The organism is Flavobacterium hydrophilum, assembly GCF_003202405.1.
In the GTDB taxonomy this organism is placed as follows: domain Bacteria; phylum Bacteroidota; class Bacteroidia; order Flavobacteriales; family Flavobacteriaceae; genus Flavobacterium; species Flavobacterium hydrophilum.
Genome location: NZ_QJHL01000004.1, coordinates 542,087 through 567,628, shown reverse-complemented (window position 1 = coordinate 567,628; position 25,542 = coordinate 542,087). Strand labels below are relative to the sequence as shown.

Sequence of the window (25,542 nt, the reverse complement as noted above, 5' to 3'; positions counted from 1 at the left end):
TGATGCTGCAAATACTTTCACTTACACTTTGGTCGCTGGTGCAGGAAGTACAGACAACAGCGCTTTCATCATCAGTGGTGCGAACCTGCAAATCGTAGCAAGCCCCGATTTTGAAACCAAATCTTCTTATGCTATACGTCTAAGAACTGCCGATCAGGGTGGGCTTTCTTTTGAAAAAACATTTACTATCAATGTAAACAACCTTAACGAAGTACCTACAGACCTGGCACTTTCTGCTACGGCAATCAACGAAAATGTAGCGGGCGGAACAACAGTAGGCGTTTTATCTTCTGTTGATGCTGATGCTGCAAATACTTTCACTTACACTTTGGTCGCTGGTGCAGGAAGTACAGACAACAGCGCTTTCATCATCAGTGGTGCGAACCTGCAAATCGTAGCAAGCCCCGATTTTGAAACCAAATCTTCTTATGCTATACGTCTAAGAACTGCCGATCAGGGTGGGCTTTCTTTTGAAAAAACATTTACTATCAATGTAAACAACCTTAACGAAGTACCTACAGACCTGGCACTTTCTGCTACGGCAATCAACGAAAATGTAGCGGGCGGAACAACAGTAGGAGTTTTATCTTCTGTTGATGTTGATGCTGCAAATACTTTCACTTACACTTTGGTCGCTGGTGCAGGAAGTACAGACAACAGCGCTTTCATCATCAGTGGTGCGAACCTGCAAATCGTAGCAAGCCCCGATTTTGAAACCAAATCTTCTTACTCCATTAGAATAAGAACAACAGATCAGGCTGGTTTAAGTTTTGAAAAACAGTTTACGATTACTATTAATAATGTATGCGAATTAGACAATGGAGCTACTCTGACATCTGGTGTCATTACAGCAACACAAACTGGCGCTTCATACCAATGGATTCAGTGTCCTGCTACTATATTAGTTGGAGAAAACGGGCAATCCTACACACCAACAGCTATTGGTTCGTATGCAGTTGTTATAACAATTGGAGCATGTAGTACTTTATCATCATGCATACCTGTAACATCTTTAGCCAATACTGATTTTGAAGAAAAATCTAAATTTGTAATATACCCTAATCCAAGTAAGGGTATTGTAAACATTCAATCTGACCATGATGCTGATCTAAATATTACAAATCAATTAGGACAAACTATCAAAACAGCAAAAGTTACATCTGATATAGTTAACACAATTAATCTTGAAAGTTATTCAGATGGAGTTTATTTTATTACAGAAAAGAAAGGCAGTAAATTAATTACTCACAAATTGATTCTGAAAAAATAATTCAAAAAGATTTTATAAATTCTTTAAAATCAGAAAGGGAAAAATCATATGATTTTTCCCTTTCTTTTTATAGTAAATTTAATTTTAATCAAACTTAAAACGGTACATCGCTATCATCATCGTCATCATTCAGATTACTTCCAAAAGCTTCATTCGCAGAAGGAAGATTTTTAGTGATAAACGGGTTATCATCGTGATTCATTTTTGATGGTAAATCATCATAACTTCCTGAAAAATCATCAAGATTATCAAACTTTCCCAGGTGTCCAATAAATTTTAAACGCACATTTTCGATACCCCCATTACGGTGTTTTGCAATCATAATTTCTGCCTGACCAGCTGTTGGAGAAGCTTCATCATCATCCCATTCGTCAATTTTGTAATATTCTGGGCGGTATAAAAACGAAACGATATCTGCATCCTGCTCAATTGCTCCAGATTCACGAAGATCTGATAATAAAGGACGTTTACTGGATCCACGTGTTTCTACAGCACGCGATAACTGAGAAAGAGCAATTACCGGAACGTTAAGTTCTTTTGCCAAAGCTTTTAAGTTTCGGGAAATGGTAGAGATTTCCTGCTCACGATTTCCTCCACCTTTAGCATTTCCTCCGGCGGTCATCAACTGCAAATAATCGACAATAATAATCTTGATACCATGCTGCGAAGCTAAACGACGGCATTTTGCCCTTAAATCAAAAATAGAAAGTGATGGCGTATCATCAATAAACAATGGAGCTTTCTCTAAATCCTTTACTTTGGTACTCAACATGGTCCATTCATGGGGTTCTAATTTCCCTGTACGCAGTTTTTCTGATGACAATCCTGTTTCAGACGAAATTAGCCTTGTAATTAACTGAACAGATGCCATCTCCAGAGAGAACAAAGCCACTGCATGTCCGAATTGGATGGCGATATTTCTGGCCATAGAAAGTACAAACGCGGTTTTTCCCATTGCAGGTCTTGCTGCGATAATAATTAAATCACTCGGCTGCCATCCCGAAGTTAGTTTATCCAAATTAGTAAAACCTGTTTCTACACCGCTTAATCCTTCTTTTTTAGAAATTTCTTCAATTTTCTTTTTAGCTTGTAAAACCAAACTCTGTGCAGTTTCAGAACTACGTTTGATATTTCCCTGAGTTACTTCATATAGTTTAGATTCGGCTTGGTCTAATAAATCAAAAACATCTGTAGTTTCATCATACGATGCTTCGATAATTTCAGATGAAATTCTAATTAAACTTCGTTGAATAAACTTTTGAAGAATGATACGAGAGTGAAATTCGATGTGCGCAGAAGACGCAATTTTTTGAGTAAGCTGAATCAGGTAAAAATCACCACCGGCTAATTCTAATTTTCCATTCTTTTTTAACTGACTTGAGACCGTAAGTAAATCAATTGGCTGCGTTTCGGTAAAAAGCTGTATAATGGCTTCAAAAATATGTTTGTGTGCCTCTTTATAAAATGCATCTGCCTGCAAAATATCAATCACATCATCAACCCCTTTTTTATCAATCATCATCGCTCCAAGAACAGCCTCTTCTAAATCAAGCACTTGAGGAGGCAGTTTTCCTTTTTCCAGATTAATAATAGTGGTTTTATCTACCTTTACAGGGTTTATATTTTTGAAATTTTCCATTTAGCGAAATTAGCAAAATTTAAAAAAATATTACTATCTAGTTATAAGTAATAATTGTTTATAAATAAGTGTTTTTTGTTCATAACCAAAAAAAATCCGAAACTGTAAGGCTTCGGATTTTGAATCATTTTGTATGAATTTATTCTTTATACTCGCCCATATTACTGTATTTGTCCATTCTTTGTGCAATTAAATCGGCTGTTGATAAATCTTTCAATTCATTGTATCCTTTTGTAATATATTCTGCTACTGTTTTAAAAGTAGTTTCTCTGTCATAATGCGCTCCGCCAAGTGGTTCAGGAATAACATCATCTACTAATTTTTGCTTTTTCATGTCTGATGAAGTCAGTTTCAATGCATCAGCAGCACGTTCTTTGTACTCCCAGCTTTTCCATAAAATAGAAGAACAGGATTCGGGAGAAATTACAGAATACCAAGTATTCTCTAACATATAAACTTTATCTCCAACACCAATTCCTAAAGCACCTCCAGAAGCACCTTCACCAACAATAATAGTAATAATTGGCACTTTAAGACGAACCATTTCAAAAATATTTCTTGCAATCGCCTCTCCCTGCCCTCTTTCTTCAGCTTCTAATCCAGGATATGCACCCGGAGTATCTACTAAAGTTAAAACCGGGATTCCAAATTTCTCTGCCATTTTCATCAAACGCAAAGCTTTACGATATCCTTCAGGATTAGCCATACCAAAATTACGGTATTGACGGGTTTTTGTATTAAATCCCTTTTGCTGACCAACAATCATAAACGACTGACCGTTTACTTTTCCTAATCCGCCAACCATTGCTTTATCATCTTTAAAACCTCTGTCTCCATGAAGCTCTAAAAATGTATCTCCACAAATTGCCCTGATATAATCTAAAGTGTAAGGTCGGTTTGGGTGTCTTGACAATTGTACTCGTTGCCAGGCCGTAAGGTTTTTGTATATATCTTTTTTAGTTTGTTCTAATTTTTTATTGATTTCCTTACATGTTGGTGTTACATCAACATCAGATTCTTTTCCAATTATAACGCACTTTTCTAACTGTTCTTCAAGTTCTTTGATTGGAAGCTCAAAATCTAAATATTCCATGGATTTTTGAATTTTGTTTTTAAATCGAACCGCAAATATAAAAATATTATATCATTGGTATAAATAATTTGTATTTAAATAGAATAACACAAAACAAGCATAAGGTAAATACTACAAATTTTCTTTGTTTTTATAATGTTTGAAAACACCATTTAAAATAACTGTAATTACAATTATTAAAGCGCCAATATAAAATTCTGTACTCATTTTTTCTTTTCCTCCCAGAATAAAATAGGCCAGCATAATTCCATAAACAGGCTCTAAATTAGTAGTTAACATTACTGTATAAGGTGTTAATTTCTGCATTACTTTTACTGAAGCCGTAAAAGCGTAAGCCGTACAAACCGAAGCTAAAATAAATAGTAATCCCCAATTCTTTAATGACATGGTAAAAAAATCAGCTGTGAATTTTCCCTGCACCAAAAAATAAATAGATATAAAGAAAACTCCTGCGCCAAATTCATAAAATGTAATAACAGAAGGTTCATGATCAGAAATTAATTTTCCATTCATTAAAGTAAATAAAACACCCAAAATTATTGAGGCCAAAGCATAATATACTCCTGTAAGATATTTAATTTCAACCTGCAATATCAAAGCTAGTCCGGCAATAATTATTAACCCGAAGAAAACTTCGTACCACAATATCTTTCTTCCGTAAAAAAGCGGCTCCAGCAAAGAGGCAAAAAAAGCACCAAGGGAAAATATAGAAAGCGTTATAGACACATTGGAAACATGAATCGCCTTAAAAAAGAAAACCCAATGCAGAGCGATCAGTAATCCAACAAAAATTAATTTAGCAAAAGACTGAGCTGATATTACAAAAGATTGCTTTTTATAAACTATAAAAGCAGCCAGAAAAACTCCTGCAAACAGCATTCTGTACCAAACTAAATTTTCAGCATCAATGGTAATTAAAGCACCTAAAATAGCTGTAAACCCCCAGATAAAAACAATTAAATGAAGATTTAAATAACTTTTTAAATTATCGTTTCGCATTTCGTAATAAATAAACCGCTAAGATTCCGAAAACAATATTCGGGAACCAAACAGCTAATAAAGGTGAAAAAGTAGATTTTTCGGCAAGAGTACCAAATATTTTATCAAAAAAAACAAATGAAAAAGCAATCGCAATTCCTATCGCCAGATTGACTCCCATTCCACCACGACGTTTCATTGATGAAACTGCCACGGCAATAATCGTCAGAATAAAAGCAGAAACAGGTACACTGTATTTTTTATAAAGCACCACTAAATAAGTATTAATATTTCCGGAGCCTCTTTTTCTTTCTTTTTCGATAAAATCAATTAATTTTCCTAAAGAAAGAGTTTCAGCAATATAAACTACGGGAGTTAAATCTGCCAGCTCAAACTTGAAATGAACTTTTTTTTCCGGAACTTTTTCAATTTTATCATTCAATTCCCCAAGAGTCCTTTTAGTATAATCATATAAAATGTAAGTCTTCAATTTAGGATCCCATTTAATACGACTGGCTGTAATTTTATAAGTCAGTTTATCTTTTTCAAAATGTTCCAGTGAAAAATTAAAAGCAGTCTTGGATTCTTCATTAAAACTATTTACAAAAATAAAGTCATGATCATTAAGTTGTCGGTAAACATTTGTGTTTTCACCCCGCATCAGCTGTTTACCATTTCCTTTTAAATAGGTATACCTAAAATTATTAAACCCTTCACTGGCAGCAGGAACAATAAAAAACCCCATTAAAAGCACAAAAACCGAAACGATTGAAGCACCAATAATATAAGGACGTAAAAAACGTGTAAATGAAATTCCGGAACTTAAAATAGCAATAATCTCGGTATTATTAGCCAGTTTAGAGGTAAACCATATTACCGACAAAAACAAAAATATCGGAAACAGCGAATTGGCAAAATAAACCGTAAAGTTGTAATAGTAAATCGCAATTTGGGTAAAAGGAATTTTGTTCTCCAGCATTTTATTCACCTTTTCAGAAACATCGATTACAATCCCAATTGGAATAAATAAAAGTATCATCACCGAAAAAGTGGCCAAATATCTTTTTAAAATATACTTATCTATTATTGTCAGCATAAAACTTTTGTTTCAAGTTCAAAAGTTTCAAGTTTCAAGTTCAAAAGTTTCAAGTTCTTTACAGAAACCTGAAACCTGAAACAAAAAAAACCTGAAACAATTTTATAGTCTTTGACTCATATTTTTAACCATCATTTCTTTCCATGGTCTGAAATCTCCTGCTAAGATATGTTTTCTTGCCTCACGAACCAACCACATATAAAATCCAAGATTATGAATAGTAGCAATTTGTTTTCCTAAATATTCGTTGGCAGCAAATAAGTGACGTAAATACGCTTTTGTATATTCAGTATCTACAAAAGTATGCCCCATTTCGTCAATTGGAGAAAAATCAGCTTCCCACTTTTTATTTTTAATATTAATGGTTCCGTTCGCTGTAAACAACATTCCGTTTCTCGCATTACGCGTTGGCATTACGCAGTCAAACATATCAATTCCTAACGCAATATTTTCCAAAATATTAATTGGAGTTCCAACACCCATTAAATAACGAGGCTTATCTTCCGGAAGAATTTCGCAAACCACTTCGGTCATGGCGTACATTTCTTCAGCAGGTTCCCCTACTGACAATCCTCCGATAGCATTTCCCTGCTGACCTGAATTGGCAATATATTCAGCCGACTGACGACGCAGATCTTTATAAGTACTTCCCTGAACAATTGGAAAAAAAGTTTGCTCGTATCCATATTTATAAGGCACTTTATCCAAATGATTAATACAACGGTCCAGCCAACGGTGCGTCATGTGCATCGAACGTTGCGCATATCTGTAATCGCAAGGATAAGGCGTACATTCATCAAAAGCCATAATAATATCGGCTCCAATCGTACGCTGAATTTCCATTACATTCTCAGGCGTAAAAAAGTGATAAGAACCGTCAATATGCGACTTGAACTTTACTCCTTCTTCCTTAATTTTTCTGTTATTCGAAAGAGAATACACCTGATATCCGCCAGAATCTGTCAAAATATTACGATCCCAGTTCATGAATTTATGCAAACCTCCGGCTTTCTCCAAAATCTCAGTCTGCGGACGTAAATATAAATGATAGGTATTCCCAAGAATAATATCCGGATTAATATCGTCTTTCAATTCACGCTGATGCACTCCTTTTACTGAAGCCACCGTTCCGACAGGCATAAAAATAGGCGTTTCAATTACGCCATGATCTGTAGTAATACTCCCCGCTCTTGCTTTCGATTGCGGATCTTTTTGTAATAAATCAAACTTCATCTGTTTCTTTTTTCAGGGTGCAAAGATAGTCTAATTTGGAGAATTAGATAATTTGGCAATTAGAAAATTAGATAATGATTAACAACCTGAAGCCTCAACCTAAAAAAATTGGAATTTAGAATTTTGCATTTGGAGTTTCAAAATGTTTTGGGCGTTCCCCAAGGGTCGGGCTTTTCGCTATATCTTTTGCTCCATGAAATATTTTTGTTAATCAAGACTAGACTTTTGTCACAAAAGGATGCCGCTACAATCCCTAACGCGAACAACGTTCTCAAAAGATCAAATGTAAAAATTACAACATCACATTATTATAGTATAACATAATAACTGTATTGATTTCTTAATTTTAATTGTATATAAAAACGAAATTATATCAATTTTAAATCATAGAAATCATGATAAACTCAGAAGAAAGAAATCCTGCAGATTTAGATCAGATTAAAGATGCTCAAATAGAAAAAAATCTGGAAAACTTAGAATATCCGGCTAACGAAGACATCTACAATCAGGAAGAAAAACTTGAAGATATTGATCCCGAAGGAATTTCAGGAGAAAGAATCGTCATCAATAATAACGATCACGAATGGAAGCAAAACAGTGATAAACTTGGAAACGATTTGGACATTCCGGGATCTGAACTAGATGACGAACAAGAAGAAATTGGATCCGAAGATGAAGAAAACAATTTTTATAGTGAAGGCGATACGGAATAATAACATATCAATTACAACCGAAACAAAAAGCTCCATTTGGAGCTTTTTGTTTTTAAATTTTCATCAAAAACCAATAAAGCAAAGATCTGTTATTCAAAAAATCCAAAACAATTCAGTATTTTTTTAAAGATCAATAAAAAAACAATCTGAATTTAACAATTACAGTAAACTAAAGCATAAAATCATTTGTCATACCGCAAAATAAAATTTACTTTTGCACCAGTTTAACTTTTACATATAAAATGAAGCCTAACACACAACAATTAAGCGATTTAACTATCCAAGTAAGAAGAGATATTCTTCGTATGGTACATGCTGTCAATTCAGGCCACCCAGGTGGGTCATTAGGTTGTACAGAATTTTTGGTAGCCTTATATCAAAATATTATGGACCGTAAAGAAGGTTTTGATATGGACGGAATTGGAGAAGATTTATTTTTCCTTTCAAACGGTCATATTTCTCCAGTTTTTTATAGCGTTTTAGCTCGTAGCGGTTATTTCCCTGTTTCAGAATTAGCTACGTTTAGATTATTAAATTCTCGTTTACAAGGACATCCTACAACTCACGAAGATTTACCTGGTGTCCGTATAGCTTCTGGTTCATTAGGACAAGGTTTATCTGTAGCTCTTGGTGCTGCACAGGCTAAAAAATTAAATGGAGACAATCACTTAATTTACACTTTACACGGAGACGGCGAATTACAGGAAGGTCAAAACTGGGAAGCGATCATGTATGCTTCTGCAAAAAAAGTAGATAACCTTATCGCAACTGTTGACCTTAACGGAAAACAAATCGACGGAACAACTGACGAAGTTTTAGCAATGGGAAGCCTGCGTGCTAAATTTGAGGCTTTTGACTGGGAAGTTATCGAAATCACAAAAGGAAATGACATCGAATCTATCATTGGCGGAATGAATGAAGCAAAAGCAAGAACAGGAAAAGGAAAACCGGTTTGTGTATTGCTTCATACTGAAATGGGTAACGGCGTAGATTATATGATGTACAGTCATGCATGGCATGGTAAAGCACCAAATGATGCACAGCTTGCAACTGCTTTAGAACAAAATTATAACACTGGAGGCAATTCAGATTACTAAAATAGCTTTAAGCAGTAAGCAATAAGCTTTAAGCCTATTGCATACAGCGTATTGCATATAGCAAAATATAAAATGAAAAAATATACAAATACAGGAAGTAAAGATACCCGTTCAGGTTTTGGAGCGGGAATGACTGAACTAGGTCAGAAAAACGAAAAAGTTGTAGCATTATGTGCTGATTTAATTGGATCATTGAAATTTGATGAGTTTAAAAAAAATCACCCGGAGCGTTTTTTCCAGATTGGAATTGCAGAAGCTAACATGATCGGAATCGCTGCAGGTTTAACTATTGGAGGAAAAATTCCTTTTACTGGAACTTTCGCTAACTTCTCTACAGGAAGAGTTTACGATCAAATTCGTCAGTCTGTTGCTTACTCTGACAAAAATGTAAAAATCTGTGCTTCTCACGCTGGTTTAACATTAGGAGAAGACGGAGCAACTCACCAAATCCTTGAAGATATTGGTTTAATGAAAATGTTGCCTGGAATGACCGTAATCAACACTTGTGATTACAATCAGACAAAAGCAGCTACTTTAGCACTTGCAGACCACCACGGACCTGCTTACTTACGTTTTGGGCGTCCGGTAGTACCTAACTTTACTCCTGCTGACGAGCCATTCGTAATTGGAAAAGCCATTTTATTAAACGAAGGAACTGATGTTACGATCGTTGCAACAGGACATTTAGTTTGGGAAGCGCTTATTGCTGCCGAAGCTCTTGAAGCAAAAGGAATCTCTGCTGAAGTAATCAATATTCACACCATTAAACCTCTTGACGAAGAAGCTATTCTTAAATCATTAGCTAAAACCGGATGCGTTGTAACTGCAGAAGAGCACAACATTCTTGGAGGTCTTGGAGAAAGCGTATCAAGAGTATTAACTTTAAACACTCCAGCTCCGCAAGAATTTGTAGCTGTAAACGATAGTTTTGGTGAATCTGGAACTCCGGAACAATTAATGGAGAAATACAAATTGAACAATCAGGCGATTGTTGAAGCTGTAGAAAGAGTTATTAAAAGAAAATAAATTCAATTTTCTTAATCATAAAAAAACCTCGAAATTTGAATTTCGAGGTTTTTTTATCTTTTCTATTATTTTTATTTTTTTGCAGTTACCGTAGAAACTTTAGTCGTATTATGATCTTTATCAAGATGAATCTTTAATCTGCCCGACGTAGTATAATCATAAACATTTATTGGCTTGCCTGTCACAGGATCTGTACCTACACTCAAAAATGCAGGAATTCCTTTTGGCTCACTGTTTAAGGCTTCATTTGTATTTGGTGTTGCCGGATCATCCACAACAACAAATGCCTCAAAAGGATAATATTTACTTGGTCCAAAAGTACCCCCTACCTCAGCGGTTGGCTTTGTAATTTCCAGATACGTTGTATACCCGTCACCATCATCATCAATATCAATAAAATTAGCAAGACCATCCCCATCAGTATCATCAATTAATTCAGCAGGAGGATTAGCATATAATTCTTTATTACGAAAATCATATACATAGCCATCCCCATTAATATCTTCATTAATATCAAAAATACCATCCCCATCATGATCTAATCTTTGGATATCAAACAATTTAAAACTAAAAGCTATAGGAGTATAAGACTTAATTGCCCCTGAACCTCCACCATAATAAGCCAAACCGGAAGGCAAAAACATCATTCCTGCGCCAAAATTACTATAAGTTATTGTACCATCAGCATTTACAGGATTCGCTTTTCCTGATTTGAATTTAGGAAAAATTTCCTTCCAGCCATCCACAAAAACTCCATTTGAACCTAAACCATCTAAAGAAAAAGATCTTCCAAAATTATTTGATGTATCAAAAACAGTCCCATCCAATAAAGTACCTACATAAGACGTATAGATATTATCATAATTACACGGAGCCTCTCCAACACCTTCATTTAATACTAAATAATATACGGTGTAATAAATATTATCATTATAAACCTTCCTTGTGAGTAAAGGATATTGGGTTTGATCGAATATAGACTTTTGCGTCCCACCTGCAGGAATTTTAGTTATTTTCACATCAAAATCAGCAGTAACCTCTTCAATATAGTTGGTTTTTAAATATTTTAAAATTGAATCATTATCTTTTAAGTATTGCTCTTGATAATCTCTCAAAGGAACAGTTTCTACCTTATCATCATCATCTTTATTACAAGAAATCAAAGCAGTTGCAGTAATCAGTAAAATAAAAAAATATTTAAATTTATTCATTATTGTTAATTTTTTAGGTGCGCAAGATACAATATTGATTTATTTTTGTAAAGAATTTAACTCCGATTTTAGAAAAATTATGCGAATAGATAAATACCTCTGGTGCGTACGATATTACAAGACCCGAAATATGGTTACAGAAGCCTGTAAAAAGAACCATGTTACGGTAAATGGCCAGGTAGCAAAACCATCCAAAGAAGTTTTTCCTACAGACAGAATTACGTTTAGAAAAGATCAGATTACACAAATCATAACCGTTCTTGACATTCCTGAAAGCCGTGTGGGCGCAAAACTTGTCGATATTTACAGAAAAAACGAGACACCTCCTGAAGCTTACGCTCATTTAGAACTATTAAAACTTTCAAAAGAACATTACCGTAAAAGTGGAACAGGCAGACCAACCAAAAAAGACCGCAGGGATATTGACGAGTATGGGAATGAAATTTTCGATGAAGAAGAAGATGTCTAACTAAATCTAAAATCCCAATAATCTAAATTCTAAATAGCTAAAATTTGTACTTTAGCAAAAAAATAAATCATGAGCCAAAACATCATCTTAACCAATCAGGAAATTGAACATAAAATAAAACGTATAGCCTATCAAATTTACGAGACTTTTGTTGATGAAGATGAAGTTGTGATTGCCGGAATTGCTTCCAATGGATCTATTTTTGCAGAAAAAATTGCTTTAGCCTTAAGCAACATATCTACCCTTAAAATTTCTTTGTGCGAAGTTATCGTCGACAAACAAAACCCTCAATTACCAATAAAAACATCTTTGGCTGTTACAGAATACGAAAACAAAGGCTTAGTACTGGTTGATGATGTCCTGAATTCGGGAACTACATTAATCTATGCTGTTCGCCATTTTCTTGACGTTCCGTTAAAGAAATTCAAAACTGCAGTACTTGTAGACAGAAACCACAAAAAATATCCTGTAAAAGCCGATTTCAAAGGAATTTCACTCTCCACCTCTTTATTAGAACATGTAAAGGTTGTTTTTGATGAAAACGGAGGCAATTACGCCTCTTTAAGCTAATATCTCCAAAATATCCTGAACTGTTTCCTCAACGGTTTTATCATCGACAGAAACTTTATGTTGCGCATGGTTGTAATAAAAGCTTCTGTCGAACAAATGTTTCGCAATAAACTCTCTCATTTCTTCCTCATCCATATTCGCAATTAACGGACGCTTACTTTTATTATACACCAACCTATTATATAAAGTATCTATTGAAGCTTTTAAATAAATCGAGACAACATCATCTCTTTTTAATAATTCATGATTATTAGCGTAACATGGTGTTCCGCCTCCCAGACCGATTATGCTGTTTTCTGAAGATTGAAGTAATTCCACAAACATTTCATGCTCTAATTTTCTAAAATAGATTTCTCCATGCTTCTCGAAAATCTCTTTTATAGACAAATTTGCCTTTTTTTCGATGCAATTATCTAAATCCAAAAACGGGATATTGGTAGTTTTTGATAAATTTTGGGCAATTGTAGACTTTCCGCAACCCATATAACCTAATAATATGATTTTTTTCATTTTAATAAAACCTTATAAACTAAGGCATTGTGAGATTTGGTTAAAAAAAGACAAATTTATAATAATTTTGCTTGGAAATAATAAAATAAACTCCTTATATTTGCACCCGCGTTCAAGAGACATAATGACTCGATAGCTCAGTCGGTAGAGCACATCACTTTTAATGATGGGGTCCTGGGTTCGAGCCCCAGTCGGGTCACAAATTTTGTGATTAACAAATTAAGTTTCTTGAAGCAATGACTCGATAGCTCAGTCGGTAGAGCACATCACTTTTAATGATGGGGTCCTGGGTTCGAGCCCCAGTCGGGTCACAAAAGGTCGAGTATTCATTTACTTGACCTTTTTTCTTTTTCGGCCATGTGGAGAAACGGTAGACTCGCCATCTTGAGGGGGTGGTGCTCGCAAGGGCGTGAGGGTTCAAATCCCTCCATGGTCACGTTTCAATCTTTTATTTAAGCAAAAACACCTGTAAATACAGGTGTTTTTCTTTTATACACTAATTCAATATCCCGACAATGTCGCTTTTCAGTTTGACCCGTATAGCCTTCAATAAACTCAATTAGGAGTTAATAGTTTATTTTGTAAAATAAACATCATAACCAGAATCAGCTTTTTTCAGATAAACTTTCAGTCTCTGCTGCAGCACATTCATTCCAGAGCTATCAAATTCATAATCTGTTTTATAGAAGAAATTATACAGTAATTCCTTTTCAATTTCATTATCCTTTTTAACTATATTTAGATGAAATTCTATATTCTCAATTTCTCTTATTAAATCATTATATTTCCGGATATAAATTAACTCATCAGAATTCAGCTTTACTTCATTAAGCTCAATACAGCCGTTGTCAGATAAAACCTGAAAAGTTTTTTCGTCTGCCAATACAACTCCAAAATCACAGATATTATTTGAAATCAAGTAGTATTGCTTTTGATTGTAATTTAACAACGATAGTATTTCGTTCAAAATGCCAATAAAATTCTCACTGTCTATATAATGACTGGATTTTTCTAGTTTTATTTTTTTTGATTTATCTTCAATGTTTAAATTCAAAATATAGCTTTGTTCGGTCTCTTCAACGGATGAAAAAGAAAAAACTAAATTCTTTTCTAATAAATTAAAGCTTTTAGCAAAAAATTCAAAATAATCTTTACCCTCAAAAATACAATCCGAAACATCAAAAAAGTAATTGTTTTTATCTATTATATCTTCTATTTTTTTCAAGCCGTTATAATAGTATCCTTCTTTTCTTAATTCAAGTTTATTTATATCTATATAGTAGTCAATTTTGCTTTTTAAAATTAATGGCCTTGTATCCTCAGAATCCAAATCAATCAAAACCACATCTTTTTTACCTTCTTCTACAAATAGAAATTTATAATTATTATTGACTGCGAATGGAATAATTTTAGAATAACTTATTACCGGAAAAAAATATCTTCCAATATGCTCATCAATTTCTTTCAGAATATGGTAGGGATTGTTAAAATCATTTCCTTTATCAACATTATAATTAATGATTTGAAATTTTCCGTAGTTTGGTATCTCAAAATTAATGTCTTTATTGTTTTCTAATCGATATTCAAGTATTTTTCTAACAAAATCAGGAATAACTCTTTTGTTGTTTTTTTCAAAAGTGGTCAATTTTTTATATTTAGTATTTAAAGAAATAATAATTTTTATGGCCTTAGTAAGAATAACGAATGTTCCATAGATTACCAATACAACACCTAAATATTTCAAAAATACTGATGAAGCTACCCCATTATTTGAGTTATGCAAACAAAGACCAGAAATTAGAAGCACTACTCCAATGAAAATATTAATTATGTTATTTCTCATATATTGTTTAAACTTAATTTTTAGAATTATTATTCGACTTCAGTTCTTCTGATGTTTTTAACCTTATTTTTTCAAAAATCTATGCAATCTCAGGCATAAAACTAATTTAATTTTCTAAACAAACTGCTTTTAGGTATAAATTTTTCAGGCTTCAAAACATTATTATTTGATTCCGAAATCTACAAACAAGTAATTCAAATTTATATTAGATAAACCCACTAATTTAATATCTCATTTTAGCATTTCCAATAGCGAACTCCCCTAATTATATTATTAATAACAAGAATAAGATTACCAAATCAAACCTATTCATCTATTTTGTCAAAAAACACGCTCTTAAAATTTTACATTTTTTCTTACTTCTTCCTAACTGACGTCATATGTTTTTAAAAATAACTACTAAAACGTTTTATTATATGAGGATTATTAATTTTACACAATTAATTAAGTTTTAAAATAAAAATACAAGTCTTTTTTTATTATTATTGTAAAGTATTGATAATTAAATTATCCGTAATATTTACACAGTATTTTTAATATTTTGCAATGGAGAGAAGAGACGCACTAAAAAAGATTGCTTATTTGATGGGTGGAGCAATCTCTGCCACAACAATGGGTGTTTTATTTGAAAGTTTTACTATTTATAATCCCGAACAGAATTATGCCTATTCATTTTTAGCCACGGATGAAGAAATCCTTGCCGAGTTTGCCGAAATTATTTTGCCGACAACCACAAATTCTCCCGGAGCAAAAGCGGCTGGTCTTGGCACTTTAATACCATTAATCATAAAAGATTGCTACCCTCCCAATCTTCAGCAAGTCTTTAAGAAAGGCTATGAGGATATGCTGACTTTAAGCAAAACTAAATTCAATAAAGAATTTCTAAGCCTTAATGCTGAAGAAAAGAAACTTCTTATGAATGAATTAAAACAACAGACAATAGACAACAACAAAGAACCATCATTCTTTTTGATTGCCAGAGACTTAACTTTATTAGGTTATTTTTCTTCAGAAATCGGCTGTACAATTGCAAGAGAATATTTGCCGATACCGGGAAAATACGATGGAAATGTAGATTATATACCCGGACAGAAAGCCTGGGCCATATAAAGTCAAAGCACCTTCAACTCATTTTACTAATTTATTAAAAAGACATCGTGAATATCAATACCGATTTAAAAAAACAAAATACTTATGACGCAATTGTTATAGGTTCAGGAATAAGTGGCGGATGGGCAGCCAAAGAATTAACGCAAAAAGGATTAAAAGTCCTGATGTTAGAACGCGGTGAAAATATCGAACATATTAAAGATTATGATTCGGCAATGAAGGCGCCTTGGGAAATAGCCTATTGCGGACAATTAACCCAGGAACAGAAGAGAACACATCCGGTGCAGACCAGAGATTATCCCTATCAACAAGCTAATGAAAGCTGGTGGGTGAATGATTTGGAATGCCCATACACAGAGGACAAACGTTTTGATTGGTACAGAGGCTTTCACGTTGGTGGTAAGTCCTTAATGTGGGGGCGTCAAAGCTATCGTTTCAGTGATATCAATTTCGAAGACAATAAAAAAGATGGTCACGGAAATGACTGGCCAATCCGATACAAAGATATTGCTCCATGGTACGATTACGTAGAAAAATTTGCCGGTATAAGTGGCCAAAATGAAGGTTGGCCTTTGTTGCCTGATGGCCAGTTTTTACCTCCAATGGATATGAACTGCGTTGAAAAATCCGTAAAAGAACGCATCGAAAAACATTACAATAAATCCAGAATATTGACTATTGGTCGTACAGCCAATCTAACCGTACCTCATTTAGGAAGAGGCAGCTGCCAGTATAGAAATTTATGCAGCAGAGGCTGTCCTTTTGGGGCTTACTTCAGTACGCAGTCTTCTACTTTGCCGGCAGCAATGGCGACAAAAAAACTAACAGTTCGTCCCTATTCGATTGTCAATCATATTATTTATGATAAGGAGACCAAAAAAGCAAAAGGGGTAATGGTCATCGATAGTCAGACTAATGAAAGTATGGAATTTTATGCCAAAATTGTTTTTGTAAACGGATCAACTTTAGGCTCCACTTTTGTTTTACTGAATTCGACTTCTGAAGCCCATCCAAATGGGTTGGGTAATGGCAGCGGACACCTTGGACATAATTTAATGGATCACCACTTTAGATGTGGCGCAGAAGGAACTGTTGAAGGTTTTGAGGATAAATACACATATGGACGAAGAGCCAACGGTATTTACATTCCAAGATACCAAAATTTTAAAGATGACAAAAGAGATTATTTACGTGGTTTTGGTTATCAGGGTGCAGCAAGCAGAGGGCATTGGCACAAAGAAGTGGCCGAATTAGACTTTGGCGGGGATTTCAAAGAAATTTTATCAAGGCCGGCTGAATCATGGACAATGGGATTAGGCGGTTTTGGAGAAATGCTTCCTTATTACGAAAACAAAGTATACATCGACCATTCTAAAAAAGATAAATGGGGACAGCCTGTATTGGCAATTGACTGCGAATACAAGGAGAATGAAGCTAAAATGCGCGAAGACATGATGTATGATGCCGCAGAAATGCTTGAAGCTGCAGGTGCCAAAAACGTAAAAGCTTACGATAATGGCTGCTATCCGGGAATGACTATTCACGAAATGGGAACAGCCCGAATGGGGAATGATCCAAAAGAATCTGTACTTAACAAATGGAACCAGATGCACGAAGTAAGCAATGTTTTTGTTACAGATGGTTCATGCATGCCTTCCAGCGCTTGCCAAAATCCTTCGCTGACCTACATGGCCTTAACTGCCAGAGCTGTGGATTACGCTGTAAAAGAATTAAAGAAAAAGAACATTTAAATATAGGATTATTCAAATATGAGAAAGTTAAAAATGGGAATGATTGGCGGTGGTAAAAATGCTTTTATTGGAGCAGTTCATCGTATTGCAGCCAACATGGATGGGCTAATTGAATTGCACTGTGGCGCTTTTAGCTCTAATCCTGATGTATCCCTTGAATCGGGTAAAGAATTAGGTTTATCTCAGGACAAATGTTACGAATCCTATACTCAAATGATTGAAACCGAAGCAAAATTATCTCCTAAGGAAAGAATGGATTTTGTTTCGATAGTAACCCCAAATCATGCCCACTTTGCTCCTGCTATGCTGGCATTAGAAAATGGTTTCCATGTTGTTTTGGATAAACCGATGACACTGACTTTAGCGGAAGCCAAATTATTAGAACAAAAAGTAAAACAAACAGGGCTTTATCTCTGTTTAACCCATACTTACGCAGGTTATCCGATGGTAAAACAAGCCCGAAAAATGGTAGCCGAAAATGACTTTGGAGCGATTCGAAAAATAATGGTTGAATATCCACAGGGCTGGTTGAGTACCGACTTTGAAAACGCAGGCAACAAGCAGGCAGCCTGGAGAACAGATCCATCCAAAAGCGGAGTCAGCGGTTGTATGGGTGATATTGGAACTCATGCCGCACATTTGGCAGAATATATTTCAGGATTAAAAATTACCCAAATTTGTGCCGATATCAATACAGTCGTTGCCAACCGAAGACTGGATGATGACGGAAATGTACTGCTTAAATTTAATAATGGTGCCAATGGAATTTTGGTAGCTACCCAAATTGCTGCCGGTGAAGAAAACAGCTTAAAAATTAAAGTTTACGGAGAAAAAGGAGGTCTTGAATGGCATCAAATGGAGCCGAACACTTTAATTGTAAAATGGCAGAACGCCCCTGCTCAATTATATCGTACCGGAAACGGATATCTATCCCCAATTGCAGCATTTAATACCCGAATTCCAAGTGGACATCCGGAAGGGTATCTGGAAGCTTTTGGGAATTTATACAAGAATTTTGCGCTGACTTTACAAGCAAAATCAGAAGGCAAAGAACCAACAGAAAACATGCTGGATTTTCCAACAGCAGCAGATGGTGTACGTGGAATGGCTTTTATAGAAAATGTAATCGCTTCCGGAAAATCATCACAAAAATGGACTGAATTTATAATTTAAATTACTACTAATGACCACAATGCAAGGACCTGCGGTTTTTTTAGCCCAGTTTATATCTGATGAAGCTCCGTTTAATTCTTTGGAAGGCATTTGCCAATGGGCCGCAAATCTTGATTTTAAAGGAATACAGATTCCTACTTTAGACTCCCGGTTTATTGATCTGCAAAAAGCAGCCGAAAGCAAAACATATGCTGATGAACTTACCGGAATAGTGGGTTCATACGGATTAAAAATATCTGAACTTTCTACTCATTTACAAGGTCAGCTGGTTGCTGTACATCCTGCCTATGATGACTTTTTTGACGGATTTGCTCCACAGTCTTTTCGGGGAAATCCAAAAGCAAGACAGGAATGGGCGGTCCGGCAATTGCATTATGCAGCAAAAGCATCTCAAAATTTAGGCCTTAATGCGCATGCAACTTTTAGCGGTTCTTTATTATGGCAGTATTTTCATCCCTGGCCACAACGTCCGCCAGGTTTAATCGAAGATGGATTCAAAGAACTGGCAAATCGCTGGTTACCAATTCTTAACGAATTCGATAAAAATGGTGTAGATGTTTGCTATGAAATTCATCCGGGAGAAGATTTATTTGATGGTGAGACTTACGAAATGTTTCTTAAAGCCGTAAATAATCATGAGCGCGCCTGCATACTATATGATCCTTCACATTTTGTACTCCAACAACTGGATTATATTCAGTACATCGATTTTTACCATGAACGAATCAAAGCTTTCCATGTTAAGGATGCTGAGTTTAATCCAACAGGAAAACAAGGCACTTTTGGAGGTTATCAAAATTGGCTGAACCGTGCAGGCCGTTATCGCTCACCTGGTGATGGTCAGATTGATTTTAAAACTATTTTTAGCAAACTGGCACAATACGATTACAAAGGATGGGCCGTAATGGAATGGGAATGCTGTTTAAAAAATCAGGAAGATGGTGCCCGTGAAGGAGCCGAATTTATAAAGAAACACATTATCAAAGTGACAGATAAGGCTTTTGATGATTTTGCTGCAGTCGAAACCAATACACAGCTTAACAGGAAAAATTTAGGAATATAAATTTGTTTAATTAATAGAATATGAAAATTAAAATTTTAGTTGCAATAATAGCCTTGGGTGGTTTGTGCTCTTTTTCAAATTATGAATCGATTTCAACAAGATATAATGCAATAGGAAAATTCCAGGCTTCAGACGGAGAAGCAATCATTAAGAAGCAAGATTGCGCAACCTGTCACAAAGTAGACAAAAAAGTAGTGGGTCCCTCCTATTTGGATATTGCAAAAAAATATCCCATGAATGATAAAAACATCAAATATATATCGGAGAAAATTATAAAGGGAGGTTCCGGAGTTTGGGGACCAATACCTATGTCGGCTCATTCTGCATTAAAAAAAGACGATGCAAAGAAAATTGCAATATACATTCTATCATTAAACAAATAAATTAAAGCCTAATGGATCAGGACTTCAATAAAAGCAAAGAACCAGAATCGAATATACGCAGGGATTTTTTAAAAAAAGGAGTGCTGGCGACTGCCGCATTTATGATTATTCCAAGACATGTAATGGGTAGAGGATTTGTGGCTCCCAGTGACAAATTAACAATTGCCAGTATTGGAATTGGTGGAAAAGGAAGATCAGATATTGCATCTTTTGAAAAAAGCGGCATCGCCAATATTGCTTACTTATGTGATGTTGATACAAGAAAAGCCGCAGATAGCGTAAAAGCTTTTCCGAAAGCAAAATTCTACAAGGACTGGCGTGAAATGCTGGACAAAGAGCATAAAAATTTTGACGCAGTTTCCGTTTCTACACCCGATCACAATCATGCCATTCAGGCCTTTTCAGCCATGCAGTTAGGCAAACATGTCTATGTACAAAAGCCAATAGCGCATGACATTTACGAAGCACATATGATGACTCAGGCAGCTGCACGTTATAAAGTAGTCACACAAATGGGAAATCAGGGATCATCTAATGATGGTACCCGAATTTTAAAAGAATGGTACGAAGCTGGTTTAATTGGTGATGTACATACGGTTTACGCCTGGACAGACAGACCTGTCTGGCCACAGGGAATTCCGTGGTCAACAGCAAAAACCGAAATTCCTAAAGAACTAGACTGGGATTTATGGCTTGGTACTGCACCCTATAAAAATTACGTAGACAAATTAGTACCGTTCAACTGGCGTGGCTGGTGGGACTATGGAACTGGTGCATTAGGAGATATGGGATGCCATTTGATGGAAGCACCGTTTTCTGTATTGAATCTAAAATATGCCAAAGATGTACAGTGCAGCGTTGGCTCTGTTTATGTTGATGAATTCAGAAGAGGTTATTTTCCGGACAGCTGTCCACCATCAAGTCATGTAACATTAACTTTTCCAAAAACTAATAAAACGAAAGGCGACATCAAAATTCACTGGATGGATGGTGGTATCCAGCCTGACCGCCCTGAAGAATTAGGTGCTAACGAAATATTTGGTGATGGAGGAAACGGTACTTTATTCATTGGAACAAAAGGAAAAATGCTTTGTGATACCTATAGTGAAAATCCAAGATTATTGCCTTTAAGCCGTAATGAAAATCTAAAAATAAAAGAGAAATATCCTCGTGTAAAAGACGGTGCGAATGGCCATCAAAAACAATGGATTGAAGGATGTATTGCAGGATATGGTAAAAAAGAACTAAGTTCTCCTTTTGAAATTGCAGGACCTTTAACAGAGGCTTTATTGATGGCTAATCTTGCCGTAAGAGGTTATGATTTACACAAAGAAGTACTTGGTGAAGATGTGTACCCGGGTCGTTCCGTTAAATTACTTTGGGATAATGATGCCAAGAAAGTAACCAATGTAGATGATGTAAACCAATTTGTAAAACGCGATTATAGAGAAGGCTGGAAAAACCTGACTTTTTAAAATATTAAATTAAAATTAAAACCATGAAAAAGATTATCACAGCAGTATTAGCACTCACTTTATTACAAACCCTGCAGGCTCAAAAAGGGTTTAAACCTATTTTTGACGGAAAAACGACAACAGGCTGGCATACTTATGGAAAAACCACAGCAAGTGCCGGATGGAAAGTGGAAGATGGCGTATTGCATTTTGACCCGGAAGCAGCCAAAAACGGTCAGGGTGGAGATTTAGTAACAGATGTCGAATACGAAAATTTCCATTTAAAATTAGAATGGAAAGTTTCTCCAAATGCGAATAGCGGAATTATTTTTTATGTGAATGAAAACCCGCAAAAATATGCAAATACTTATGAAACTGGTTTAGAAATGCAGGTTTTGGATAATGATGGCCATCCTGATGGAAAAATAACGAAACACCGCGCCGGAGATTTATATGATTTAATTAAAAGCAAATCAGAACCGGTTAAGCCTGTTGGAGAATGGAATACAGCAGAAGTGGTATGTAAAAACGGAAAACTGAGCTTAGTTTTAAACGGAGTAATCGTTGTTGAAACGGTACTTTGGGACGACAATTTTAAAGCCTTGGTTGCCGGAAGTAAATTTACAGCATGGCCGGCTTTCGGAACATTCAAAAAAGGAAAAATTGCTTTGCAGGACCACGGTAATAATGTATGGTACCGCAATATTTCTATTAAAGAATGGAATACTATGGAAACTACAACCGGCTGTAAATAATATTAGTTCAAAACCTATCTAACCAAATTAACCACTATATATGAATACAACTATCCGAATTAAATTATCTGTAATGATGTTTCTGGAATTTTTTATCTGGGGAGCATGGTTTGTGACTCTTGGCACTTTTTTAGGAAGCAACCTGAAAGCTTCCGGTTCAGAAACAGCAGCCATTTTTTCTACCCAATCCTGGGGAGCCATCATTGCTCCTTTTATTATAGGTTTGATTGCAGATCGTTATTTTAATGCGGAGAAAATCTTAGGTATTTTACATTTAGCAGGTGCTTTTTTAATGTACCAAATGTATCAATCGACAGATGTTGGAATGTTTTATGTATATGTATTGAGTTATATGGTTTTGTATATGCCAACACTGGCTTTAGTAAATTCTGTAGCATTTAATCAGATGAGAGATGCGGAGAAGGAATTTGCAAATATCAGGGTTTGGGGTACAATTGGATGGATTTTAGCCGGATTGTCTATTAGTTTCTTCTTTCATTGGGATTCAGCAGAAGCTGTTTCTAACGGATTGCTTAAAAATACATTTCTATTGGCCGGAATTGCAGCTTTGGTTTTAGGCTTATTGAGTTTTACTTTGCCAAAAACACCTCCAAAAGTTAGTGAAGGAAAAATTAGAATTGGTGATATTATTGGCCTTGATGCATTAAAGCTTTTGAAAGACAAAAATTTCCTGATATTCTTTATTTCATCGATACTGATTTGTATTCCTTTAGCTTTTTATTATCAAAATGCACACCCTTTCCTTACGGCTGCCGGGGTTGAAAATCCAACAGGAAAAATGGCTATCGGCCAGATATCCGAAGCGTTGTTTTTATTGTTAATTCCTGTATTTTTTGCACGTTTTGGTTTTAAAAAGACAATTCTGGTTGGAATGTTAGCCTGGGCTATCCGCTACGTTTTATTTGCTTATGGAAATGGCGGTGATTTGAGTTTCATGCTAATTACCGGAATCGCTTTACACGGAATTTGTTACGATTTTTTCTTTGTATCCGGGCAAATTTATACCAATTCTAAAGCAGGCGAAAAATACAAAAGTGCCGCTCAGGGCTTGATTACATTGGCTACTTACGGTATCGGAATGTTGATTGGATTTGCTGTTGCAGGATGGATTACGGATAATTATAAAACTGTTGAAGGAACAGTTAACTGGTTAATGGTATGGATTATCCCTGCCGGAATCGCTTTTGCCGTATTTTTGATTTTTGCGCTTTTATTTCAGGAAAAAAATAAACTGGCAAATGAAATTTGAGTATTTTTAAAGTAAAAAAATTAATGAGTACAACTTTTGACAGAAGAACTGCTATAAAAGGTATTCTTGCCGGAACTGTGAGCTTAGGTGTGCCGACGGATTTATTTGCTTTGGCTAAGCCTGAAGAAGAATCTAAATCAGATGCAATGCTGAAAGGAAAAATTAATCATTCGGTAGCGCGTTGGTGCTTTAATGATTTTGATATTGAAACGCTTTGTTCAGAAGCGAAAAAAATTGGAATTACCGGTATTGATCTGGTGGGTCCAAAAGACTGGCCGGTACTGAAAAAACACAATCTTGTCTCGACTATGTGCAATGGAGCCGAATTAAATCTTGTCGACGGTTTCAACGATCAGAAATTTCATGAACAGCTGATTAAAAATTATACCGAAATGATTCCGCTGGTTGCTGAGGCGGGCTACAAAAACCTGATTTGCTTTAGTGGAAACACAAGAGGAAAAACAGATGAAGAAGGCTGGAATAATTGCATGCTTGGGTTACAGAAATTGATTCCATTAGCAGAGAAACATAACGTAATCCTGGTTATGGAACTATTGAACAGCAAGATCAACCACAAAGATTATCAATGCAGCAAAACATCCTGGGGAGTTGAACTGGCGAAACGAATCAACTCTGAAAATTTCAAGCTGCTCTATGATATTTACCATATGCAAATTGATGAAGGCGATGTTATCAGAACCATTCAGGAAAACCACAAATACATTGTTCACTACCATACAGGCGGTGTTCCGGGTCGAAATGAAATCGATGAAACGCAGGAACTCAATTATAGTGCAATAATGAAAGCTATTGCAAATACTGGTTTTACAGGTTTTGTGGGACAAGAATTTATTCCAAAACAAAAAGATAAAATAGCCTCTTTGAAAAAGGCAATTGCAATTTGTGATATCTAATTTAATAAAGTAAAACAATGATAAAGAGAAGAGATTTTATAATTAATAGTGGTCTGGCTTTAGGTGCATTGGCAATCGCTCCTTCCCTAGCGTTTTCGGCTAAGCCAAAAAATATCGGACTTCAGCTGTATACTTTGAGAGAAGATTTTTCTAAAAATGTAAAAGGAGTTCTGGAACATGTGGCTAAATCGGGTTACAAAGAAGTAGAAACGTATGGATTCTCAGCTGATAAAGGCTTTTTTGGTACTGCTGCAAAAGATTTCAAAAAAATATTAGTTGACAATGGCCTAAAAGCACCAAGCGGACATTATGATTTTAATTCTTTTATAAAAGACAATAATGCTGATTTCCTAAAAGCCTGTATCGAAGGAGCTAATCAATTAGGAAGTGAATACATAACGGTTCCGTATTTAGATGAACAATTAAGAAGTGACTTAGACAATTACAAACGAATTGCGCAGAAAATAAATGAAGCAGCCGTTTTATGCAAACAATCAGGATTAAAATTAGCGTATCACAACCATGATTTTGAATTTAAAAAGTATGGAAATCAAACAGGATATGATATTTTACTACAGGAAACCGATAAAAAGTTAGTTGATTTTGAACTGGATTTATACTGGGTAGTCCGTTCAGGAAATGATCCTTTGCAAATGTTCAAAGCGAATCCGGGCCGATTTACTATGTGGCACGTAAAAGACATGGACAAATCCAAAGCAGAATGGAATACCGAAGTTGGCGAAGGAAGCATCAACTTTAAAGACATATTCGCACAGGCTAAACTATCCGGAATGAAGCACTTTTTTGTAGAGCAGGAAACGAATTACTCTCCAAATCCACTGGAATCTGTTAAAACAAGCTGGGATTTTGTTTCTAAGAATTTAATTTGAGCAGAATAATTCTGTAGAGGCTGGCATCCGT

At 35.3% G+C, this 25,542-nt stretch carries 24 protein-coding genes and 3 tRNA genes; 19 read left to right on the top strand and 8 right to left on the bottom strand.

Going from position 1 to position 25,542, the window contains the following annotated elements:
• A partial coding sequence (locus DMB68_RS18145; protein WP_124019450.1) for a T9SS type A sorting domain-containing protein occupies positions 1-1,270 on the top strand: 1,270 nt, incomplete at its 5' end.
• 94 nt (positions 1,271-1,364) lie between these two features.
• Here the strand turns inward: DMB68_RS18145 and dnaB are convergent.
• From dnaB to tgt, 5 genes are all read right to left on the bottom strand, one after another.
• Complete coding sequence (dnaB, locus tag DMB68_RS18140; protein ID WP_110348032.1) at positions 1,365-2,909, bottom strand: replicative DNA helicase; 1,545 nt, start codon at positions 2,907-2,909, stop codon at positions 1,365-1,367.
• A gap of 139 nt (positions 2,910-3,048) precedes the next feature.
• The gene (locus DMB68_RS18135) at positions 3,049-4,002 is read right to left on the bottom strand and encodes an acetyl-CoA carboxylase carboxyltransferase subunit alpha (protein ID WP_110348031.1); all 954 of its coding nucleotides are present in this window, start codon (positions 4,000-4,002) and stop codon (positions 3,049-3,051) included.
• Between the two features lie 111 nt (positions 4,003-4,113).
• Positions 4,114-5,001, bottom strand: a complete 888-nt coding sequence (locus DMB68_RS18130; RefSeq protein WP_110348030.1) for a DMT family transporter — start codon at positions 4,999-5,001, stop codon at positions 4,114-4,116.
• Positions 4,988-6,076 carry an LptF/LptG family permease gene (locus tag DMB68_RS18125; protein WP_110348029.1) on the bottom strand — a complete coding sequence of 363 codons (1,089 nt, stop codon included), beginning with the start codon at positions 6,074-6,076 and terminating at the stop codon, positions 4,988-4,990. The genes DMB68_RS18130 and DMB68_RS18125 overlap by 14 nt, the downstream gene beginning before the upstream one ends.
• A gap of 102 nt (positions 6,077-6,178) precedes the next feature.
• The gene (gene tgt, locus DMB68_RS18120) at positions 6,179-7,309 is read right to left on the bottom strand and encodes a tRNA guanosine(34) transglycosylase Tgt (RefSeq protein ID WP_035679831.1); all 1,131 of its coding nucleotides are present in this window, start codon (positions 7,307-7,309) and stop codon (positions 6,179-6,181) included.
• 395 nt (positions 7,310-7,704) lie between these two features.
• Between tgt and DMB68_RS18115 the strand changes: the two genes are divergently transcribed.
• The 3 genes from DMB68_RS18115 (at position 7,705) to DMB68_RS18105 (ending at position 10,145) form a co-directional block, all read left to right on the top strand.
• Positions 7,705-8,022, top strand: a complete 318-nt coding sequence (locus DMB68_RS18115; RefSeq protein ID WP_110348028.1) for a hypothetical protein — start codon at positions 7,705-7,707, stop codon at positions 8,020-8,022.
• A gap of 242 nt (positions 8,023-8,264) precedes the next feature.
• The gene (locus tag DMB68_RS18110; RefSeq protein ID WP_110348027.1) at positions 8,265-9,119 is read left to right on the top strand and encodes a transketolase; all 855 of its coding nucleotides are present in this window, start codon (positions 8,265-8,267) and stop codon (positions 9,117-9,119) included.
• Positions 9,120-9,191: 72 nt separating this feature from the next.
• On the top strand, positions 9,192-10,145 hold the full coding sequence (locus DMB68_RS18105) for a transketolase family protein (protein WP_110348026.1): 954 nt from the start codon (positions 9,192-9,194) through the stop codon (positions 10,143-10,145).
• A 71-nt stretch (positions 10,146-10,216) separates the two neighbouring features.
• Here DMB68_RS18105 and DMB68_RS18100 read toward each other — a convergent pair whose 3' ends face one another.
• Positions 10,217-11,356 carry an FKBP-type peptidyl-prolyl cis-trans isomerase gene (locus DMB68_RS18100; protein ID WP_110348025.1) on the bottom strand — a complete coding sequence of 380 codons (1,140 nt, stop codon included), beginning with the start codon at positions 11,354-11,356 and terminating at the stop codon, positions 10,217-10,219.
• Positions 11,357-11,435: 79 nt separating this feature from the next.
• Between DMB68_RS18100 and DMB68_RS18095 the strand changes: the two genes are divergently transcribed.
• The gene (locus DMB68_RS18095; protein ID WP_110348024.1) at positions 11,436-11,825 is read left to right on the top strand and encodes an RNA-binding S4 domain-containing protein; all 390 of its coding nucleotides are present in this window, start codon (positions 11,436-11,438) and stop codon (positions 11,823-11,825) included.
• Between the two features lie 69 nt (positions 11,826-11,894).
• Positions 11,895-12,395 (top strand): phosphoribosyltransferase domain-containing protein, encoded by a 501-nt coding sequence (locus DMB68_RS18090; protein WP_110348023.1) that lies wholly within the window; start codon positions 11,895-11,897, stop codon positions 12,393-12,395.
• Here the strand turns inward: DMB68_RS18090 and DMB68_RS18085 are convergent.
• Positions 12,387-12,905, bottom strand: coding sequence for a shikimate kinase (locus DMB68_RS18085; RefSeq protein ID WP_110348022.1), 519 nt, complete (start codon positions 12,903-12,905; stop codon positions 12,387-12,389). The two genes, DMB68_RS18090 and DMB68_RS18085, sit on opposite strands and share 9 nt — an antisense overlap.
• Before the next feature lie 126 nt (positions 12,906-13,031).
• Between DMB68_RS18085 and DMB68_RS18080 the strand changes: the two genes are divergently transcribed.
• From DMB68_RS18080 to DMB68_RS18070, 3 genes are all read left to right on the top strand, one after another.
• A tRNA-Lys gene (locus DMB68_RS18080) sits at positions 13,032-13,104 on the top strand.
• Between the two features lie 39 nt (positions 13,105-13,143).
• Positions 13,144-13,216 (top strand) — tRNA-Lys (locus DMB68_RS18075).
• Between the two features lie 42 nt (positions 13,217-13,258).
• Positions 13,259-13,341 (top strand) — tRNA-Leu (locus DMB68_RS18070).
• A 138-nt stretch (positions 13,342-13,479) separates the two neighbouring features.
• Here DMB68_RS18070 and DMB68_RS18065 read toward each other — a convergent pair.
• On the bottom strand, positions 13,480-14,748 hold the full coding sequence (locus DMB68_RS18065) for a hypothetical protein (protein ID WP_110348021.1): 1,269 nt from the start codon (positions 14,746-14,748) through the stop codon (positions 13,480-13,482).
• A 546-nt stretch (positions 14,749-15,294) separates the two neighbouring features.
• On the opposite strand from DMB68_RS18065, the gene DMB68_RS18060 reads away from it, so the two are divergent.
• The 10 genes from DMB68_RS18060 to DMB68_RS18015 are packed head-to-tail and all read left to right on the top strand — an operon-like array spanning position 15,295 to position 25,511.
• Positions 15,295-15,858, top strand: a complete 564-nt coding sequence (locus tag DMB68_RS18060) for a gluconate 2-dehydrogenase subunit 3 family protein (protein WP_110348020.1) — start codon at positions 15,295-15,297, stop codon at positions 15,856-15,858.
• Between the two features lie 47 nt (positions 15,859-15,905).
• Positions 15,906-17,609, top strand: a complete 1,704-nt coding sequence (locus tag DMB68_RS18055; RefSeq protein WP_196783710.1) for a GMC oxidoreductase — start codon at positions 15,906-15,908, stop codon at positions 17,607-17,609.
• An 18-nt stretch (positions 17,610-17,627) separates the two neighbouring features.
• Entirely contained in the window at positions 17,628-18,782 is a 1,155-nt protein-coding gene (locus DMB68_RS18050; RefSeq protein ID WP_231131679.1) for a Gfo/Idh/MocA family protein, read from the top strand.
• Between the two features lie 10 nt (positions 18,783-18,792).
• A complete protein-coding gene (locus tag DMB68_RS18045) occupies positions 18,793-19,845 on the top strand; it encodes a sugar phosphate isomerase/epimerase family protein (RefSeq protein ID WP_110348018.1) in 1,053 nt (350 codons plus the stop codon).
• Positions 19,846-19,865: 20 nt separating this feature from the next.
• Positions 19,866-20,228 carry a c-type cytochrome gene (locus DMB68_RS18040; RefSeq protein ID WP_110348017.1) on the top strand — a complete coding sequence of 121 codons (363 nt, stop codon included), beginning with the start codon at positions 19,866-19,868 and terminating at the stop codon, positions 20,226-20,228.
• Between the two features lie 11 nt (positions 20,229-20,239).
• Positions 20,240-21,703: a Gfo/Idh/MocA family protein gene (locus DMB68_RS18035; RefSeq protein ID WP_110348016.1), complete on the top strand. Its 1,464-nt coding sequence runs from the start codon at positions 20,240-20,242 to the stop codon at positions 21,701-21,703.
• 23 nt (positions 21,704-21,726) lie between these two features.
• The gene (locus DMB68_RS18030; RefSeq protein ID WP_110348015.1) at positions 21,727-22,437 is read left to right on the top strand and encodes a 3-keto-disaccharide hydrolase; all 711 of its coding nucleotides are present in this window, start codon (positions 21,727-21,729) and stop codon (positions 22,435-22,437) included.
• A 40-nt stretch (positions 22,438-22,477) separates the two neighbouring features.
• Positions 22,478-23,707 (top strand): nucleoside permease, encoded by a 1,230-nt coding sequence (locus DMB68_RS18025; protein ID WP_110348014.1) that lies wholly within the window; start codon positions 22,478-22,480, stop codon positions 23,705-23,707.
• A 23-nt stretch (positions 23,708-23,730) separates the two neighbouring features.
• Complete coding sequence (locus DMB68_RS18020; RefSeq protein WP_110348013.1) at positions 23,731-24,621, top strand: hydroxypyruvate isomerase family protein; 891 nt, start codon at positions 23,731-23,733, stop codon at positions 24,619-24,621.
• 17 nt (positions 24,622-24,638) lie between these two features.
• Positions 24,639-25,511, top strand: coding sequence for a sugar phosphate isomerase/epimerase family protein (locus DMB68_RS18015; RefSeq protein ID WP_110348012.1), 873 nt, complete (start codon positions 24,639-24,641; stop codon positions 25,509-25,511).
• Positions 25,512-25,542 lie beyond the last annotated feature (31 nt).